Source organism: Sphingobium sp. TomMM15 (assembly GCF_055397045.1).
Window position 1 is genome coordinate 278,914 of the sequence record NZ_AP027315.1, and the last position, 17,154, is coordinate 296,067.

Annotated in this window: 18 protein-coding genes; 14 read left to right on the top strand and 4 right to left on the bottom strand. The window is 63.5% G+C overall.

The features are described 5' to 3' along the window. The first annotated feature begins 13 nt into the window (after positions 1 to 13). The 10 genes from ACZ51H_RS14080 (at position 14) to ACZ51H_RS14125 (ending at position 8,260) form a co-directional block, all read left to right on the top strand. The gene (locus ACZ51H_RS14080) at positions 14 to 664 is read left to right on the top strand and encodes a gamma carbonic anhydrase family protein (RefSeq protein ID WP_464802998.1); all 651 of its coding nucleotides are present in this window, start codon (positions 14 to 16) and stop codon (positions 662 to 664) included. Continuing rightward, complete coding sequence (locus ACZ51H_RS14085; RefSeq protein WP_464802997.1) at positions 661 to 1,107, top strand: nuclear transport factor 2 family protein; 447 nt, start codon at positions 661 to 663, stop codon at positions 1,105 to 1,107. Before ACZ51H_RS14080 ends, ACZ51H_RS14085 begins: the two co-directional genes overlap by 4 nt. 13 nt (positions 1,108 to 1,120) lie before the next feature. Next, entirely contained in the window at positions 1,121 to 2,026 is a 906-nt protein-coding gene (locus tag ACZ51H_RS14090) for an SDR family oxidoreductase (protein ID WP_464802996.1), read from the top strand. Next, the gene (locus ACZ51H_RS14095; RefSeq protein WP_464802995.1) at positions 2,026 to 3,102 is read left to right on the top strand and encodes an acyl-CoA dehydrogenase family protein; all 1,077 of its coding nucleotides are present in this window, start codon (positions 2,026 to 2,028) and stop codon (positions 3,100 to 3,102) included. The genes ACZ51H_RS14090 and ACZ51H_RS14095 overlap by 1 nt, the downstream gene beginning before the upstream one ends. Beyond that, positions 3,099 to 3,890 (top strand): SDR family oxidoreductase, encoded by a 792-nt coding sequence (locus tag ACZ51H_RS14100; protein ID WP_464802994.1) that lies wholly within the window; start codon positions 3,099 to 3,101, stop codon positions 3,888 to 3,890. The genes ACZ51H_RS14095 and ACZ51H_RS14100 overlap by 4 nt, the downstream gene beginning before the upstream one ends. A gap of 1 nt (position 3,891) precedes the next feature. Next, a complete protein-coding gene (locus tag ACZ51H_RS14105; RefSeq protein ID WP_464802993.1) occupies positions 3,892 to 4,353 on the top strand; it encodes a MaoC family dehydratase in 462 nt (153 codons plus the stop codon). Between the two features lie 71 nt (positions 4,354 to 4,424). After that, positions 4,425 to 4,799 (top strand): steroid Delta-isomerase, encoded by a 375-nt coding sequence (locus tag ACZ51H_RS14110; RefSeq protein WP_464802992.1) that lies wholly within the window; start codon positions 4,425 to 4,427, stop codon positions 4,797 to 4,799. 57 nt (positions 4,800 to 4,856) lie between these two features. Continuing rightward, complete coding sequence (locus tag ACZ51H_RS14115) at positions 4,857 to 6,059, top strand: acetyl-CoA C-acyltransferase (protein ID WP_464802991.1); 1,203 nt, start codon at positions 4,857 to 4,859, stop codon at positions 6,057 to 6,059. A gap of 3 nt (positions 6,060 to 6,062) precedes the next feature. Continuing rightward, positions 6,063 to 7,235 (top strand): acyl-CoA dehydrogenase family protein, encoded by a 1,173-nt coding sequence (locus ACZ51H_RS14120; RefSeq protein WP_464803353.1) that lies wholly within the window; start codon positions 6,063 to 6,065, stop codon positions 7,233 to 7,235. Between the two features lie 77 nt (positions 7,236 to 7,312). Continuing rightward, positions 7,313 to 8,260, top strand: coding sequence for an alpha/beta hydrolase (locus tag ACZ51H_RS14125; RefSeq protein ID WP_464803354.1), 948 nt, complete (start codon positions 7,313 to 7,315; stop codon positions 8,258 to 8,260). 422 nt (positions 8,261 to 8,682) lie between these two features. Here the strand turns inward: ACZ51H_RS14125 and ACZ51H_RS14130 are convergent, their stop codons facing one another. Together ACZ51H_RS14130 and ACZ51H_RS14135 are read right to left on the bottom strand one after the other, a co-directional pair. Beyond that, entirely contained in the window at positions 8,683 to 9,165 is a 483-nt protein-coding gene (locus ACZ51H_RS14130) for a nuclear transport factor 2 family protein (RefSeq protein WP_464803355.1), read from the bottom strand. After that, positions 9,144 to 10,232: a DUF1214 domain-containing protein gene (locus tag ACZ51H_RS14135; RefSeq protein ID WP_464803356.1), complete on the bottom strand. Its 1,089-nt coding sequence runs from the start codon at positions 10,230 to 10,232 to the stop codon at positions 9,144 to 9,146. The genes ACZ51H_RS14130 and ACZ51H_RS14135 overlap by 22 nt, the downstream gene beginning before the upstream one ends. A 103-nt stretch (positions 10,233 to 10,335) precedes the next feature. Between ACZ51H_RS14135 and ACZ51H_RS14140 the strand changes: the two genes are divergently transcribed. Continuing rightward, positions 10,336 to 10,737 carry a VOC family protein gene (locus ACZ51H_RS14140; RefSeq protein ID WP_460988716.1) on the top strand — a complete coding sequence of 134 codons (402 nt, stop codon included), beginning with the start codon at positions 10,336 to 10,338 and terminating at the stop codon, positions 10,735 to 10,737. Positions 10,738 to 11,009: 272 nt separating this feature from the next. Here the strand turns inward: ACZ51H_RS14140 and ACZ51H_RS14145 are convergent, their stop codons facing one another. Then, complete coding sequence (locus ACZ51H_RS14145; RefSeq protein ID WP_460988714.1) at positions 11,010 to 12,083, bottom strand: alcohol dehydrogenase catalytic domain-containing protein; 1,074 nt, start codon at positions 12,081 to 12,083, stop codon at positions 11,010 to 11,012. Next, the gene (locus ACZ51H_RS14150) at positions 12,080 to 12,595 is read right to left on the bottom strand and encodes a nuclear transport factor 2 family protein (protein WP_464803357.1); all 516 of its coding nucleotides are present in this window, start codon (positions 12,593 to 12,595) and stop codon (positions 12,080 to 12,082) included. The genes ACZ51H_RS14145 and ACZ51H_RS14150 overlap by 4 nt, the downstream gene beginning before the upstream one ends. Positions 12,596 to 12,991: 396 nt before the next feature. On the opposite strand from ACZ51H_RS14150, the gene ACZ51H_RS14155 reads away from it, so the two are divergent. Genes ACZ51H_RS14155 through ACZ51H_RS14165 form a run of 3 tightly spaced genes read left to right on the top strand, consistent with a single transcriptional unit; the run spans position 12,992 to position 17,132 of the window. Continuing rightward, a complete protein-coding gene (locus tag ACZ51H_RS14155; RefSeq protein ID WP_464803358.1) occupies positions 12,992 to 14,170 on the top strand; it encodes an HlyD family secretion protein in 1,179 nt (392 codons plus the stop codon). Beyond that, positions 14,167 to 15,714: an MDR family MFS transporter gene (locus ACZ51H_RS14160; protein WP_464803359.1), complete on the top strand. Its 1,548-nt coding sequence runs from the start codon at positions 14,167 to 14,169 to the stop codon at positions 15,712 to 15,714. Before ACZ51H_RS14155 ends, ACZ51H_RS14160 begins: the two co-directional genes overlap by 4 nt. Before the next feature lie 8 nt (positions 15,715 to 15,722). Next, complete coding sequence (locus ACZ51H_RS14165) at positions 15,723 to 17,132, top strand: efflux transporter outer membrane subunit (RefSeq protein WP_464803360.1); 1,410 nt, start codon at positions 15,723 to 15,725, stop codon at positions 17,130 to 17,132. Positions 17,133 to 17,154 lie beyond the last annotated feature (22 nt).

Here is a 17,154-nt window from a genome sequence, read left to right on the forward strand (position 1 = left end):
ACGAGGCGCTCCCATGCCCGCCTACGCCTATCAGGGGATCACCCCCGTCGTCGATCCATCGAGCTACGTCCATCCGCTGGCGTCGCTGATTGGCGACGTGATCGTCGGGCCGGGCTGCTTCATCGCGCCCGGCGCGAGCCTGAGGGGCGATTTCGGGCGGATCGTGGTGGAAGGCGACAGCTCGATCCAGGACAATGTGTCGGTGCATGCCAACCAGCTGCGCGACACGATCATCCGCCGGGGAGCGACCATCGCCCATGGGTCGATCATCCATGGCTGCGAGATCGGCGAAAATGCGCTCATCGGCATGAACGCCGTGATCCTCGACAATGCGGTGATCGGCGCGGAAAATCTCGTCGCGGCGCTCGCGCTGGTGAAGTCCGACACGGTCACCCCGCCGCGCAGCCTGGTCGTCGGCAACCCAGCCAAGGTGGTCAAGACGTTCGAGCCGCACCAGGTCACCTGGCGCAACAATGGCGAGGGCGAATATCAAAAGCTCGCCAAAGCCGCGCTCACCGATCTCATCGAGGCCGAGCCGCTGCGCGCAGCCAGCCCGGAGCGGCAGGCGCAGCGCGTGGCGTCGGACGCTGTCGCCGTGCGCCTCACCGGCGAGACCGCGCAGCATCGTGAGAAACAGGCGGCGCAGCGGGAAGGCCAAGCATGAACAGCGCTGTCGCCATCACCAACCTCCTCTACCGCTATGCCGAACTGATGGACGCAGGCGATCTCGAAGCCGTCGCCGCCCTGTTCGCGCGCGCCCGGATCAAGACCGGCGGCGGCGAAATGGTCGAAGGCGCAGCGCCGATGCTGGCGCTGTGGCAAGCCCATATACGCATCCATGACGATGGCACGCCGCGCACCAAACATGTCATCACCAATCCCATCGTCGAGGTGGACGAGGACGCGGGCACCGCCACCTGCCGCTCTTACTATACCGTGTTTCAGGCAACGCAGGACCTGCCGCTCCAGGCGATCTGCGCGGGCCGCTATCATGACGCCTTCGTCCGCACGGACGGGGCATGGCATTTTTCCGGGCGGGATTATTCCCTGCTCGATCTCGTTGGGGACTTGAGCCAGCATCTGCTGATCCCCGTCGCAGCGCAATGAAGGAGTAAGGCAAGTGGGTATCTGCGAAGGACGTGTTGCGATCGTGACCGGGGCGGGCAATGGCCTCGGCAAAGCCTATGCGCTGGGCCTTGCCGCAGAAGGCTGCAAGGTCGTGGTCAACGACCTTGGCGTTGGCACCCATGGCGAAGCAGGCGAAACCAAGGGCGCGGCCGAGCAGGTGGTCGATGAGATCCGCGCCATGGGCGGCGAGGCCGTCGCCAACACCGACGATGTCGCTGAATGGGACTCAGGCAAGCGCATGGTCGAACAGGCGCTCGACAGCTTTGGGGCGCTTCATGCCGTAGTCAACAATGCAGGCTTCGTGCGCGACCGCATGTTCTTCACCTGTAGCCCGGAAGAATGGGACGCGGTGATCCGCGTCCATCTGCGCGGCCATTTCTGCACCTCGCGCCACGCCGCTGAATATTGGCGCGCGCAAAGCAAGGCCGGCAACCCGGTCGATGCGCGCATCATCAACACCACCTCGGGCGCAGGCCTGCAGGGCTCGGTCGGCCAGTCGGCCTACTCGACCGCCAAGGGCGGCATCGCGACGCTCACCCTCGTCCAGGCCGCAGAGCTTGGCCGCCTTGGCATCACCGCCAATGCCCTTGCCCCCAACGCCCGCACCCGCATGACCAATACCGGCGCGTTCGACATGGAGGCGAAAGAAGGCGAGTTCGACCTGTTCGCGCCGGAAAACATGGCGCCGCTGGTCGCCTATCTGGTGTCGGAACAGTCGAAGGGCGTGACGGGCCAGGTGTTTGAATTGAAGGGCGGACAGGTCTTCCTCTCGCAAGGCTGGACCGACAGCCCCGCCTTCGACAAGGGTGCGCGGATTGACGCCAGCGAGATGGACGCGATCGTGCGGGGGCTTCTCCAAACCCGCGAGCCTGCAAAGCCCGTTTACGGAGCCGCCTGATGGACTTCGCGCTCAGCGACGACCAGCGCGCGATCCAGGAAGCGGCGCGTGACTTCCTGACCGACGCCGCCAACCCGGATGTCATCCGCGCCGCCGTCGAAGGGACGAGCGGCTTTGACGAGGGCCTGTGGTCGAGCCTTGGCGAGATGGGCTTTACCGGGCTCATGATCCCGGAAAGCCTGGGTGGCCTGGGCCTGGGCGCGGTCGAAATGGCGCTGGTCCTCGAAGAAACCGGCCGGGTCCTCGCGCCCGTGCCCTTCTTCGAAACCGCCGTGCTCGCCGTGCAAGCCATCCTGGCGGCAGGCAGCGAGGAACAGAAGGCAGCGCTGCTCCCCCGCCTCGCGTCGGGCACGCGCGCGAGTTTCGCTGGCACCGCAAGCCGCCCGACCCTCACCAACGGCAAGCTGACGGGCACCGCGCAGTTCGTGACCTTCGGCCATGTGGCAGAGCTGATCGTGGTGGCCACCGCTGACGAGAGCCTCATCGTCCTCGACGCCGACACCCCCGGCCTCGTCATCGAGGCGCTGCCCGCGCTCGACCGCACCCGCCGCTTTGCGACGCTGACCTTCGATTGCGCGGTCACCCCAGACATGATCCTCGGCGCCCCCGGCAGCGCGAAAGCCGCGATCGAACGCACCCTCACCATCGGCGCTGGCCTGCTCACCGCCGAACAGACCGGCGGCATGCAGTACAGCCTCGACGCCACGGTCGACTATGCCAAACAGCGCGTCCAGTTCGGCCGCCTCATCGGCTCCTTCCAGGCGTACAAGCATATGCTCGCCGACATGATGCTGCTGGTCGAAGCCTCGCGCTCGGCCGCCTATTATGCCGCCGCCGCGATCGATGAAAATGGCGAGGAACTGGCCGAGGCGGCCCATGCCGCGCGCGCCTATGTCTCCGACGCCTATTGCTCGGTCACGGGCGACGCCATCCAGCTTCATGGCGGCATCGGCTTCACCTGGGAACATCACGCCCATCTCTATTTCAAGCGCGCCAGAGCTTGCGCCAGCTGGCTCGGCACCCCCGACCAGCATCGCGAAGCCCTCGCAAAGATCATCATGAAGGACGCCGCATGACCCCGACTTCTCCTGTGCCCCCCTATCCGACCCCGCTCGGCATGCTCAAGGGCAAGACCGTGGTCGTCACCGCCGCGGCCGGCACCGGCATCGGCTTTGCCGCCGCCAAGCGCGCCGCCGAAGAAGGGGCAAAGCTCCTCATCAGCGACTTCCACGAACGCCGCCTCAATGAAGCGGCCGACCGCATCGCTGACGAAGCCAAGGTCGAGCGTCCCGCCACCTTCGTGTGCGACGTCACCAGCGAGGAAGCGGTGCAGGGCTTGCGCGATGCGTCGCTCTCCGCATTGGGCAAGGTCGATGTCCTCATCAACAATGCGGGCCTGGGCGGCGAGGCCGACATCGTCGATATGACCGACGAGCAGTGGGCGCGCGTGTTCGACGTCACCTTGACCTCGCTGTTCCGCATGACCCGCGCCTTCCTGCCGTCAATGTATGCCAACAAGTCGGGCGTCATGGTCAACAACGCCTCGGTGCTGGGCTGGCGCGCGCAAAAGGGCCAGGCCCATTATGCCGCCGCAAAGGCAGGGGTGATGGCCTTCACCCGCTGCGCCGCGATCGAGGCGGCCGAACATGGCGTGCGCATCAATGCGGTCTCGCCATCCCTTGCCATGCACCCCTTCCTCGCCAAGGTGACCACCCAGGAAGCTTTGGACAAGCTGGTCGAGAAGGAAGCCTTCAAGCGCCCCGCCGAGGTCTGGGAAATCGCCAATGTGATGATGTTCCTCGCCTCTGATCTCTCCTCCTACATGACCGGCGAGATCGTCGCGGTCTCCAGCCAGCGGGCGTAAGATGGCGACCATCTTCGAGAATCCCCGCGACCTGCTCGGCAAGGAAGGCACCAAGCTCGACACCGCCGACTGGCTCACCATCGACCAGTCGCGCATCGACGCCTTTGCCGACTGCACCGGCGATCATCAGTGGATCCATGTCGATCCGGTCCGCGCCAAGGACGGCCCGTTCGGCGCGACCATCGCGCATGGCTATCTGACGCTCAGTCTGGTCAACCTGTTCATGCCCCAGATCGTCGAGGTCCGGCGGTTTTCCGCTGGCGTCAATGTCGGCATGGACAAGACCCGCTTCCTCAGCCCCGTCATCGTCGGATCGCGCATCCGGGGCACAGGCGAGATCGTCTCGGTCGAAGAGGTCAAGGGCGGCGCCATCCAGGCCGTGATCCGCGTCACCGTCGAGATCGAAGGTCAGGACAAGCCCGCCTGCGTGGTCGACACCATCAACCGCTATTTTCCGGAATAACGGCCTTGGCCCGCGCCATCCTCGCCCTCACATTGAGCCTTCTCGCCGCTACCCCAGCTGGAGCCAAAACCATGCCCGATCCTGTCAAGATGGAAGCCGCCGTCCACGCCTATGTCGCCGCGTTCGAAGCGGGCAGCGCCGACCAGGTCGCCGCCCTCTATGCGCAGGATGCAACCGTTGAAGACCCGATCGGCTCGCCCATCCACAAGGGCCGCGAAGCCATTCGCGCCTTTTACGCGCAATCGATGCAGACCGGCGCGAAATTGAAGCTCGAAGGCCCGGTGCGCGTGGCAGGCGATTATGCCGTCTTCCCCTTCTCGGTGAACCTCAACTATGATGGCGGCCACAAGCGCATCGACGTCATCGACACCTTCCGCTTCAACGCCGCCAATGAAGTGATTGAAATGCGCGCCTTCTGGGGGCCCACCAACATGCACGGCTTCTAAGCCGCCCACCTTCTCCCGGCGGGCGCGAAACATAGAAATAGACAAGGACATTTACCCATGCGTGAAGCAGCCATCATCTCGACCGCCCGCACTGGCGTTGGCAAAGCCTATCGCGGCGCGTTCAACGACACCGAAGCGCCGTTCATGTCCTCCCATGTGGTCGACGCCGCCATCGCCCGCGCTGGCATCGATCCCGCCCGCGTCGATGACGTGTATCTGGGCGTTGCCAACCAGTGGAACACGCAAAGCTACAATGTCGGACGCCTCACCGTCCACGGATCGGTCCTCCCCGACACCACCAGCGGCTTTTCGATGGACCGCAAATGCTCGTCGGGCTTGAACGCGCTCGCCTTTGCCGCGCGCGGCATCATCGCCGACGAGATTGACTGCGCCGTCTCGGGCGGCGTCGAGAATGTCTCGCTCACCATCGACAAGCATTATCCCGCCTTCCGCAACCGCTCCGAGTTCATCAAGGCGCGCGATCCCAACGCCTATATGGTGATGATCGAGACCGCCGAGATCGTCGCCGAGCGTTACGGCATCTCCCGCGAGGATCAGGACCGCTTTGCCGCCCAGTCGCAGCAGCGCGCCGCCGCCGCCCAGGCAGCAGGCAAGTTCGATGACGAGATCGTGCCGATCACGGTCACCAAGGCCCTGTTCGACAAGGAAGGCAATGAGACCGGCAAGGAAGAGCTGACCCTCACAAAGGATGAAGGCATCCGCGCGGGCACGACCTATGAGAAGCTCTCCGAATTGAAGCCCGTGTTCAAGAACGGACAGGTCATCAAGGAAGGCAAGCATGTGACGGCGGGCAATGCCAGCCAGCTCTCCGACGGCGCCTCGGCCCAGGTCGTCATGGACCTGGCCACCGCGCAGAAGGAGGGCCTGCCCATCCTCGGCATCTATCGGGGTTTTCAGGTCGCAGGCTGCGGCGCGGATGAAATGGGCATTGGTCCTGTGTTCGCCATCCCCAAGCTGCTCCAGCGCGCCGGTCTCACGATCGACGACATTGGCCTGTGGGAACTCAACGAAGCGTTCGCCAACCAGGCGATCTACTGCCAGCGCACCTTGGGCATCGATCCGGACAAGCTCAACGTCAATGGCGGCGGCATCGCCATCGGCCACCCCTTCGCCATGACCGGATCGCGCCTCGCGGGCCATGCCCTCATCGAAGGCAAGCGCCGCGGCGTCAAATATGTGGTCGTCTCCATGTGCGTCGCGGGCGGCATGGGCGCGGCCGGTCTGTTCGAGGTCGCCTGATCCATGCAGCTCGCCTTCGCCCCTGAATTGAAAGCCTTCCGCGAGGAGGCCGCGAGCTGGCTCAATGAACAGCTCGCCGGTCCCTTCAAGGCCATTTGTGGCCAGACCAACCAGGTCGACAATGTCGAGCTACGCCGCGCCTGGGAAGCGGCTCTCGGCGAAGCGCGCTGGAGCGTCATTGGCTGGCCTGAGCAATGGGGCGGGCGGGGTGCCTCGATCGCCCAGCAGATCATCTTCGCCGAGGAATATGCCAGAGCCAAGGGACCGCCGCGCGCCGGGCACCTCGGGGTCGAGCTGCTCGGGCCAACGCTGATCGCGATGGGCACCGAGGAGCAGAAGGCGCGGTTCCTCCCCGACATCGCCACCGGCAAGGCGATCTGGTGCCAGGGCTATTCTGAACCGGGCGCGGGATCGGACCTTGCCAACGTCAAGACCAAGGCCCGGCTCGAAGGTGACAAGTATATCATCGACGGGCAGAAGATCTGGACCTCGATGGGCACGATCGCCGACTGGTGCTTCGTGGTTGCCCGCACGCAGCCCGGCAGCGTGGGCAACAAGGGCCTCTCGTTCCTCATGGTCCCGATGGACCAGCCCGGGGTCACCCCCCGCCCGATCCGCCAGATGACCGGCGAGGCCGAGTTTGCAGAAGTGTTCTTCGATGGCGCGGAAGCCCTCGCCATCGACCGCATTGGCGAAGAAGGCGAAGGCTGGAAGGTCGCCATGGCCCTGCTCGGGTTCGAACGCGGGGTATCCACCCTCGCCCAGCAGATGCAGTTCAAAAACGAACTCGACGACATCATCGCCATCGCCAAGGCCAACGGCAAGGCACAAGACCCGCTCATCCGCCAGAAGATCGCCACCGCCCATGCCGGGCTCAAGATCATGCGCTACAACGCCCTGCGCATGCTCTCAGGCAGCGAAGCTAACCCCGAACTCACAGGCGCCGCCTATACCTACAAACTCTACTGGTCCCGCTGGCACGTGGCGCTCGGCGACCTCGCCATGGCGGTCATGGGACAACAAGGCGAAATAGGCATCAACGACGAACGCATGGGTCCCCTCACAACCATGCACCTCATGTCTCGATCCGATACCATCTACGCCGGAACCGACCAGATCCAGCGCAACATCATCGCGGAACGCGGATTAGCTATGCCAAGAGAACCTAGAGGGTGAGGAATATCCGGCGCGTCGCTCCGGCGGCGCTCTCGAATTAAAGAAGAAGATGCACAATTGAAACGAGGAGAATAGGGATGCCGCTCGACCCACAACTTGAGGCCATGTTCGCCAATCAGCCGGAATGGCCGCCGATCCGGACCATTCCGGTTTCTGCATTGCGGGAGGCGGTGCGGTCGAGTTCGATCCAGCTTCCGCCCCCTGCTGTATCCCTTGCCTCGATCGCCGATCGGACCATTGCGGGGCCGAACGGTGAGATACCGGTGCGCATCTATACGCCCGAGGGCGCGGGACCTTTCCCAGTCACTGCCTATTTCCATGGCGGCGGGTTCGTGGTGGGCGATCTCGACACGCAGGACATGATCGCGCGCGGGCTGGCGGCGGGTGCGGAGACCATCGTGGTGTCCGTCGACTATCGCCTCGCGCCCGAGCATAAGTTCCCGGCGGCCTTCGAGGATTGCTGGGCCGCGACGCAGTGGGCGGCGGCGCATGCGGCCGAACTGGGGGGCGATCCCGCCCTGATCGCCGTTGCTGGCGATAGCGCGGGCGGTGTGCTGGCCAGTGCCTGCGCCCTCCTCGCACGAGACGCGGGCGCGCCCCGTATCGCGGCGCAGATCAACTGGTATGGCCCCGGCATTCATCCTATCCCGGAAGAGGGGTCCGCGCTTGAATTTGCGAACGGCCCGGTGCTGCGCCTGGAAGATGCGCATTATTTCTGGGAACTGCACATCAAGGACGAAAGCGATTACGACGATTTTCGCGCCAGTCCGATGAAGGCGACGAGCCACCAGGGCCTGGCGCCCGCCTTTATCGCCAGCGCCGAATGCGACCCTATCCGCGACGTAGTGGAAGCCTATGCCCCGGTGCTGGAAAAGGCCGGGGTGGAAGTTCAAGTGAAGCGCTATCCCGGCATGGTGCATGGGTTCGTGTCATGGATCGGTTTCCTGCCGGGCGCGCAGGAGGCGATGGCGGATGCCTGCGCCTTTGCGAAAAAGCAGTTTGCGGCTGCCCGTCAGACCGCTTGACCGCATAAGCCGAAGGGCGGCCCTAGAAAAGCTGGAGCCGCCCTTCGGCTAGAGCATTTTCGAAGCAGATGGCATCATCTGCTGGCTCGAAAAATGCGGAAAACAAAAGACAAATAGAGCATGATCCGATCCAATCTGATCGGATCATGCTCGAGCCGGAAGCATCGTATTAAAGCCCCTTTTCCGTCACCCCGGGCTTGACCCGGGGTCCCGCTGCTTGGACAGCGTCAGATAAAGCGGGACCCCGGATCAAGTCCGGGGTGACGATCCCTTGAGCATGATCAAACTATAGAGCGCGCTGCGTTTAATCGGACGCGGATCGCGCGCTCTAGTTTTTTGTTATCGCATCGTTTTAAGCGCAAAACCGGTTCCCACTTTTGCGCACGATGCTCTCAACATCCACGGCAGGCCTTTACCCGCCGCTATCGTCCGCCAATCAACGCACGCGCTTCGGCCGATCCCTCAAGCAAACGGTTGACGCGCCGCGCCACCTTCCATTCCGTGCCGACCCTCACGAGGTGCCAGCTATTGGCGGAGGCGCGGTGGGCTTCCCATATGTCGTCCGCCTTGCGGAAGACGACGGAATAGGTCCGGGCGGTTGCCCTGTCGCCGTCCAGATCGATGACCGGCGGGCTGAGGACATGGGCGGCGCCGCCATGGATCAAGCTCTGGTGGCTTTCACCCTCCAGCAAAGCCTGGATTGCGGCACGGCCCGTGTAGCTGCCGAACCCGCCGACTTCGTAGACGCCATCCTCGGCCCACAAAGCGGCGGCACCCGCGCAATCACCCGCGTCTGCCAGCGGGCCATAGCTTGCGATCAGGTCGCGTATCGCCTCCCGGTCTTCAAGGATGGCGATACGCGCGGCGAGATCGGCCGAGGCGGTCAGAGCTTTACGACCTTGCATTGCGGCACCGGATGCTCGTCAGCCTCTATCCAGCGCCAAAGGCCGGTGCCCTTGCGGTGACCCGACAGGTCGATCCAGTTGCCGTAGCCCGGGTCCTTGTCGGCGCAGACAAGGATGACGCTGCCATCATCCTCATATTTGGCCTGCGCGCCATTGACCCACACCTTGCGGTTCACATGGTCCATGGATTCCATCCACCAATTGTCGATCTGGAAGTTCCAGAAGCGGCAGCGGGGCGGCTTGGCTGTGATGACCAGCGCTTCATCAGGCGCAAGGTCGTAATAGATGTGACCGTACCAGATTTTCGGGTCGCCCCCGGCGCGCTGGTAAAAAGGCTGTTCCTTGCCGTCATAGATGCGGTTGGGCTGTTCCATGAACCATTGCGACCAGTCCGCGAAGGTGTTCGCTGTTCCGCGCACCCATGCAGCAGCGCCGTTCAACTGCGCCTCGATCGTTTCGGGCGCGAGAATGACGGGGACGGCAGGCCCCTCGCTGATCCGTTCGATACGCACGTCCGCCGCGACTTCAGCACGCTTGTCATTGAAGGTCTGACGGATGATCAGCAGCGTCGTGTCGTCCGCCATCGGCAGCCAGTTGCCGGGCTTTTGCGTCTTGCTGACGATAATCTCGAAGCTGCCATCCGGCCCGACCTGCATGTCGGCAAGTTCGATCTCCCCCGTGGAGGCCATCGTGCCGTCGATCGCGTAACGGTTTGCCTTCGACCCGATGGAAAAATAGGGCACGCTGTTCCGCTTGCCGGTGATGCGATAGTCGCGATCACCCCGGACGACGATTTGCTGATAGAGATTGTCCGGATTATCGGCCCCAATCTTGATCGCGTCATCGGTCAGCAGGAAAATGCGCGGAAAATCCGGATCGCTGGAATCGACCAGCATATTGAGAGCCGACCGCGTGAGCCGGGAAAGATAACGCAATCCCTCCGCCTGATCGATCGCGGTGCCGGGCGCGCTGGGGCGGTCCAGAACGTCGCCCGCTTGTGCCAGTTGGTCGCAGAAAGTCCGCCAGACTGCCGACAACCGCAATTCTCCACCTTCCTGTCCGGTCACCATACTCTCCTATATGCGTATTAGATGGATTGGTTTACGCCATTTTCAGGCGCTGATATGGAGATTGTCTCACATAAATGCGTAACATGAAAGGGGTTGAGGAATGACGGCATTAGCCTTCAGTTTCACCAAGATCATCGTTAAGGATCTTGCCGCTGCCGAACGCTTCTACACTCAGCTGTTCGGCCTTGAGGTGGTGGGGTATATCAATCTTGGCGAAGGCGAAGCGTTGATGAACGAGGTGATCCTCAAGACTGCTGGCGCTCAGCCGCCCGCGCCCAACTTCATTCTGGTCAGCTATCCCAACCGGAATTGCCCCGCCACCGGAGAGGCGACAACGGGGTTCGTGGTGGATGATCTTCACGCGACCCTGGCGGTTGCGACCGCCGCCGGTGCGACGATCGAACTCGGTGCGACCGACGTACCCGAACATGGTTTGCAGATGGCCTATATCCTCGACCCCCAAGGCCACAGGGTTGAGTTGCTACAGATGCTGAACGCCTAGGATGTGTGGGGATTCAGCCCATGACGGCCTGCAAATGGCGACTTTCTGCGCTTCCGGTGCTCACGTACTGAAGTACGCTGCGCGCCGGTTCTCGAAATTCACCATTTTCGCCTCGCCCTGAACTGAATCCCCACACATCCTAAAGCATGGTCGGGTTTGAATGATCGTCACCCCGGACTTGATCCGGGGTCCCGCTACCTCAGCAGCGTCGGAAAAGAAGCGGGACCCCGGGTCGAGCCCGGGGTGACGGAAGGGAGTAGGATGCCCCTCAATCACATTTCGTGGTCGATGACGGCGCGGGTCACTTCCCCCGCCTTCAGCGCGGCGATGGCATCGTTGATCTGATCGAGCGGCCAGATGCCGCTGATCTGGTCGGCGATGTTCAACCGGCCGTCCCGCGCCTGTGCGATGAGTTCGGGATAATCGCGGTCGGGCACCGCGCCGCCGTTCATTGTCGCGATCACCTCGCCGCCCATGACGAAGCTGCCGAGCGGGAGCGCCGCTTCCGCGCCGGGGCGTGACATGCCGATCAGCACCACGCGTCCCCCGCGCTTCGTGCAGCGCAAGGCGGTATTGATCGCGCCGACCGCGCCGCTGCATTCCACCACCACATCGATAGGGCCATATTTGCCAGCCAAAGCGGCGGCGGCCGTTTCGCTGTCCTGTGTGGGGTCTGCGAGGACAAAGTCGGTCGCGCCGAATTGCCGCGCCGTCGCTTCCTTCGCGGGATTGGCGTCGACAGCGATTACATGGGCGCCGTTCCGGGCGGCGCCCTGAATGGCGTTGACGCCGATGCCGCCGACACCAAAAATGGCCACGGTGTCCCCGGCGCGCACGCGGCCCAGAACGCGGGCGGCGCAGACACCGGTCGATACCGCGCACCCGATCAGCGCGCCTTGGTCCAACGGCAGGTCATCGATGGCGAACAGCTGCGATGCCTTCACCACGATTTCGCTAGCGAAGGAGGAGACGTTGGCAAAGGACGCAACGGGCTTTCCATCCAGCGTGAAGGGGAAGCCCGGCGCAAAGCCCCAATTAATGTCGCAATTATGCGGTTCGCCACGCTGGCACTCACGGCACTTTCCGCAAGGCGTTTGCGTACCCACGCAGACATGATCGCCCACGGCCCAGCCTTCGACGCCAGCACCCAGCTCCGCAATCTCTCCGGCCGCTTCATGGCCCAGGACGACCGGCAAGTTAGGCAGATGCGGGGTCAGCATCGCGATGTCGCTATGACAGATGCCCGACCGCAGCACGCGGACGCGCACCTCGCCCGGACCGACAGGGCGAAGCGTCAACTGGTCGCTGACGAATAGCGACTGTCCATCCCAGACCGCGGCCCTCATGCGCTCAACCCCGCCAGCAGGGGATATCGGAAGGAGGGATCATCCCGATCCGCGCGGCCATTGGGTGCGTCCTTGCTCATGCGTTCAAAAGCCTCTTCATCAACCGGCACGATCGATCCATGATCGAACACCAGGCTGCGACATATGAATTTCCATTCGCCATCCCGCCGTTCATATCGATCGAGATAGCGGCCAAGGGCGATGAACAGCTTTGCGCCCGGCCCGTGGGTCCGGTGCCATGCCTCCACATAATGTTCACCTTCGGCATGGTCGCCATCGATCACGAACAGGCTGTTCGTAATATTGTGGCGAGTGAGGTCCCAATGCGCGGTGATTTCGGGTAGCCAGGCAACGAAGTCGTCGGGACCTCCCTGAAACATTGCCCCGTGATCGTCGATCGCGTCATCATGATACAGCGTTCGCACCAAGGCGAAGTCGCGGCGATCACATCCACGGCAGTAGCGCATGACCAGATCATGTAGTGCAATCCGGTCGAGCAATGGCTGCGACATCTATCTCTCCATTACCGGGCGGTTGCCGGCATATTATCGTCAAGTGAGCGGAATAGCCGCCCTCCATCCTATAAGGAAGGCGCAAAAGAGCCTGTCTGCTGTTTTCGCGACAGGGCGACTGGCCGTCCAAATGATTTGGCGATGGGTCGTAAATCGCCTATAAACCATCCAACCCCGCCAAAAAAATGGGGAAGAGGATGGAACCTGACAGCTCGGTATTTCTGCTCTGTCCATTTCGATTGCTGTGCCTGGCCAGCGGCCTGTCCGCGCTAGTGGGATTCAGCGTCATCCTTCTGCTGACATAATTTCATTTCCGATTCCGCGTCGGAAAAAACTTGCCTTCCGCCTGCGGCAAACTTTAAGTCATCGCTTCGAAGCCTAGACGGTAGGATTTCTATGAGTGAGCCAAAGGGGTCGTTGGCCGATGCGGTCGATGCAGAACCCCTCCCCGACGATGCGATTGGCGAAGGGGCAAGCCGCCCGAAGCGGCGGAGGCTGGGCCTGGTTCTGGGCATTGCGGGCGTGGTTGTTCTTATAGCCGGTGCGTTCTGGTTTGCCCGATACGAGCTGTACGGCAAATATCAGCAAAGCACGCAGGACGCCTATTTGCAGGCCGACAGCGTCACCGTTTCGGCGCGGGTGTCCGGTTACGTCAGTGAAGTGCTGGTCCATGAAAATCAGGATGTGAAGCCCGGTCAGCCATTGTTGCGGATCGAAGCGCCCGATTATCCGGCACAGGCGGCGCAGGGGCAGGCGCAGATCAACCTGGCGCAGGCGAACGCCGCCAATGCGGAAGCGCTGATCGGGGAACAGGAAGCGGCGATCGAGCAGGCGCGCGCGATGCTGGCGGCGGCGGAGACGAAGGCGCGGTACGCAGCGTCCGAAGTTGCGCGATACAGTCCGCTCGCGGCGAGTGGCGCGGAACCCGCTGAAAAGCTGGCGACGCTTCGCACCCAGGCGGCGCAGGCGGCGCAGGATGTGGCGGCGCAGAAAGCATCGACGCAGGGCGCGGAGCGGCGGATCGCCAGCCTGCGCGCCCAGATCGCGCAGGCGAAAGCGCAAGGCCAGAGCGCTCGGGCTCAGCTGGACGCGGCGCAGCGCAACGTCCGGGACATGGTGATACGCGCCAGCGTGGCGGGACGGGTGGGCGATCTTTCGGCGCGCATCGGCCAATTCGTACAGCCCGGCCTGCGCCTGATGTCGGTCGTGCCGGTGGAGCAGCTTTATCTGGAAGCGAATTTCAAGGAAACGCAGCTGGGCCTGATGCGTCAGGGGCAACCGGCGGAGATCGATGTGGACGCTCTGCCGGGGGTGACGCTGCATGGCCATGTCGCCAGCCTTGCGCCCGGCACTGGAGCGCAATTTTCGCTGCTGCCTCCGCAAAATGCGACGGGCAACTTCACCAAGATCGTGCAGCGCGTGCCTGTGCGCATCGCCATAGATGCCGACCCGACGATCAAGAAGCTGTTGCTGCCCGGCATGTCGGTGGAGGTTTCGGTCGATACCCGATCGGCCCGCGAAGAAGTGGAACGGCTGAAGAATAGCAAGCAGGTCCGGTCGGAAGCCGCCAAGTGACCGCAGCGCTGCCTGAGACAGCCGAGCGCGCAAGCGTCGCGGACTGGCTCGCGGTGGCGGCTGGCACGCTGGGCGCGATGATGGCGATGCTCGACATTTCCATCGTCAATTCCGCCCTGCCGATCATCCAGGGCGAAATCGGCGCGAGCGGTACGGAAGGAACCTGGATCGCGACGTCGTTCATCGTCGCGGAAATCATCATCATTCCCTTGGCGGGCTGGTTGCAGCGGCTTCTGGGCCTGCGCAATTTCCTCCTGATCGCCACCGTGGGTTTCGTGGGATTTTCGATGATCTGCGGCATGGCGCAGACATTGCCGGTCATGATCGGGGGGCGGATCGGTCAGGGCATTACGGGCGGGGCGCTGATCCCCACGGCGATGACCATCATCGCGACGCGATTGCCGCGCCATCAGCAAGCTGTGGGTAATTCCCTGTTCGGGGCCACGGCGATCCTGGGGCCTATCATGGGGCCGGTGCTGGGGGGCTGGCTGACCGAGAATATCAGTTGGCATTATGCCTTCTTCCTCAACCTGCCGGTCGGGATCGCTCTGCTGCTTCTGCTGCTGGTCGCGCTTCCCTATGAGCGGCCGCGCCTTGACCTTATCGGCGAGGCGGACTGGCTGGGCGTGTTCGGCCTTATCCTGGGGCTGGGCGGGCTTACCGTCGTGCTGGAGGAAGGCGAGCGGGAGCAATGGTTCGAGTCATCGACGATCATATGGCTGACCATCACGGCCGTGGCGGGATTCGCCATGCTGCTGGCCGGGCAGTTGCTGGCCAAACGGCCGGTGATCCGGCTGCGGCTGCTGCTGGACCGGCAGTTTGGCGCTGTGTTCATCATGGCGATGATGATCGGCATGGTGATTTACGGCACATCCTATGTGATCCCGCAATTCCTGACGCTGATCGCAGGCTATAACGCGCTTCAGTCGGGGCAGATCGTGCTGCTGTCGGGCGTACCGATGGTGCTGATGATGCCGTTCATGCCATGGGCGATCCGCACCGTGCCGATCCATCTTTCGGTCCTGATCGGATTGGTCCTGCTGATCCTGAGCACCTATATGGAAACATCGTTGACGTCGGTGTCCACGGGCGCCGATTTCGTCGATTCCCAGTTGATGCGCGGCGTCGGCACCATTTGCGTCATGATGTTCCTGAACCAGGCGGCAATCCGTTCCGTGCCCATGTCTTTGGCAGCCGATGCGTCAGGCCTCTACAACGCCGCGCGCAATCTGGGCGGCTCCTTCGCGCTGGCGGGCATCGCGGTGGTGCAGGACCAGCGGCTGTGGCTTCATGCGCGCAGGATGGAGGAGAATCTGGCGGCCAATGGCCTTGATCTTCAACATTATGTCGATGCGCAGGCGCTCGCGCTGGGCGGCCGCGATGCGGCATTGCGCGTAATCGAACAGGGCATTCAGACGCAGGCGCTCACCATGACCTTTATCGACCTGTTCTGGATGCTGATCATCGCCATCCTGTGCACCGCGCCGCTCGTCTTCTTCCTTCGCCCGCTGCCACAGCATGCCGCACCAGTGGCCGCCCATTGAGATTGTCGATGCGTAACCGATCCGCCTTTGCCTTTGCCTTGCTCCTGACCACGGCCTGCACCGCTGGCCCCAACTATCGCGGCCCTGCGGACGTGGCCCCTGCCCCACTGTCGCATTTCGTCCGGGGAGACGCCGGGTCCGGGTCAGTGGAAGCGGCCGCGCCATGGTGGACGAGCCTTGGCGATCCGGTGCTGAACCAGTTGATGGATCAGGCGCTGGCCGGGAATCCGCGCCTCGATGCGGCAGCGGCGCGCATTCGGCAGGCGCGCGCGGCCCTGCGCCAAAAGAGGGCGGAAGAGCTGCCAACGGTCAACGGCTCAGTCATCTATGCCAAGGCGCGCTTGCCCGGACAGTCGGAGGATGGGAGCGCCACCACGCTCGACCTGTACAATGTCGGTTTCGACGCAAGTTGGGAACTGGATCTTTTCGGCGGCAGCCGCCGCGCCGTCGAGGCGACGCGGGCCGATGTCGCGGCGAGCGAGGCGGGGCTGGACGACGCCCGCGTCAGCCTGTCGGCGGAGGTTGCGCAAAGCTATGTCGAGCTGCGCGATCGGCAGCAGCGCCTGTCCCTGGTTGTCGAGGCGTTGGCTTTGCAGGATGAGGAGGTCGCCCTCACCCGGCAACGTTTTGAACGGGGCACGATTGCGCGAGGCGAGTTGCTGCAACAGGAGTCCGACCGGGATCGAGCGCGCGCGCAGTTGGCGCCGATGCGGGCCGATATCGACGCGCTGAAGGACAAGCTGGCGGTGCTGACCGGCGCTGTTCCCGGGACATTGGACGGCTTGCTCGACCCGTCGGCCGCTCTGCCGCTGCCCCCTGCGGAGGTCGCGGTGAGTGATCCGGCCGCCCTGTTGCAGCGCCGCCCCGATATACGCGCGGCGGAACGCAAGCTGGCCGCCCAGACCGCACGGATCGGCGTGGCGGATGCGGCGCGCTTTCCGCACATCAGTTTTCTGGGGCTTGTCGGGCTTGGCGGGTCGTCGCCGGAGGATTTGGTCGATCTGGACAAGTTCACGGTGGCGGCGGTGCCGCGCATCAGCTGGTCTTTCCTGGATTTCGGAAAAGCCCGCGCGCGGATCGATGCGGCGGAGGCGCAGCGGGATGAAGCGGCGGCGGATTATCGCGCGGCGGTGCTGAACGCGTTGCAGGATGCCGAGGGTTCGCTGGCGCGTTTTCAGCGGCAGCGTGAGAGCCTGTCCGATCTGGCGCGGGCCGAACGGCAGGCGGCAATGGGAGCGGAGCTTGCGCGGCAACGGAGTCAGGCGGGGACGATTTCAGGAATAGATTATTTGAAGCAACGTCGTCTGGTCTTGGCGGCTTCGCAGGCGAGGGTTCAGGCGGCGGCGGGGCTGACGGTCAGCTTTATCAATGTGCAGAAGGCGCTGGGGCTTGGGTGGCAGGGGATGAGTAACCGCTGAGGCGAGTTCATCACGGATAGAA

Excerpts from the sequence above, each read along its gene's own strand:
- ACZ51H_RS14080 (WP_464802998.1), top strand. The coding sequence starts at position 14 with ATGCCCGCCTACGCCTATCAGGGGATCACCCCCGTCGTCGATCCATCG.
- ACZ51H_RS14085 (WP_464802997.1), top strand. The coding sequence starts at position 661 with ATGAACAGCGCTGTCGCCATCACCAACCTCCTCTACCGCTATGCCGAA.
- ACZ51H_RS14145 (WP_460988714.1), bottom strand. The coding sequence starts at position 12,083 with ATGAGGGCCGCGGTCTGGGATGGACAGTCGCTATTCGTCAGCGACCAG.
- ACZ51H_RS14155 (WP_464803358.1), top strand. The coding sequence starts at position 12,992 with ATGAGTGAGCCAAAGGGGTCGTTGGCCGATGCGGTCGATGCAGAACCC.
- ACZ51H_RS14140 (WP_460988716.1), top strand. The coding sequence starts at position 10,336 with ATGACGGCATTAGCCTTCAGTTTCACCAAGATCATCGTTAAGGATCTT.
- ACZ51H_RS14110 (WP_464802992.1), top strand. The coding sequence starts at position 4,425 with ATGCCCGATCCTGTCAAGATGGAAGCCGCCGTCCACGCCTATGTCGCC.
- ACZ51H_RS14125 (WP_464803354.1), top strand. The coding sequence starts at position 7,313 with ATGCCGCTCGACCCACAACTTGAGGCCATGTTCGCCAATCAGCCGGAA.
- ACZ51H_RS14120 (WP_464803353.1), top strand. The coding sequence starts at position 6,063 with ATGCAGCTCGCCTTCGCCCCTGAATTGAAAGCCTTCCGCGAGGAGGCC.
- ACZ51H_RS14165 (WP_464803360.1), top strand. The coding sequence starts at position 15,723 with ATGCGTAACCGATCCGCCTTTGCCTTTGCCTTGCTCCTGACCACGGCC.
- ACZ51H_RS14105 (WP_464802993.1), top strand. The coding sequence starts at position 3,892 with ATGGCGACCATCTTCGAGAATCCCCGCGACCTGCTCGGCAAGGAAGGC.
- ACZ51H_RS14115 (WP_464802991.1), top strand. The coding sequence starts at position 4,857 with ATGCGTGAAGCAGCCATCATCTCGACCGCCCGCACTGGCGTTGGCAAA.
- ACZ51H_RS14150 (WP_464803357.1), bottom strand. The coding sequence starts at position 12,595 with ATGTCGCAGCCATTGCTCGACCGGATTGCACTACATGATCTGGTCATG.
- ACZ51H_RS14100 (WP_464802994.1), top strand. The coding sequence starts at position 3,099 with ATGACCCCGACTTCTCCTGTGCCCCCCTATCCGACCCCGCTCGGCATG.
- ACZ51H_RS14130 (WP_464803355.1), bottom strand. The coding sequence starts at position 9,165 with ATGCAAGGTCGTAAAGCTCTGACCGCCTCGGCCGATCTCGCCGCGCGT.
- ACZ51H_RS14095 (WP_464802995.1), top strand. The coding sequence starts at position 2,026 with ATGGACTTCGCGCTCAGCGACGACCAGCGCGCGATCCAGGAAGCGGCG.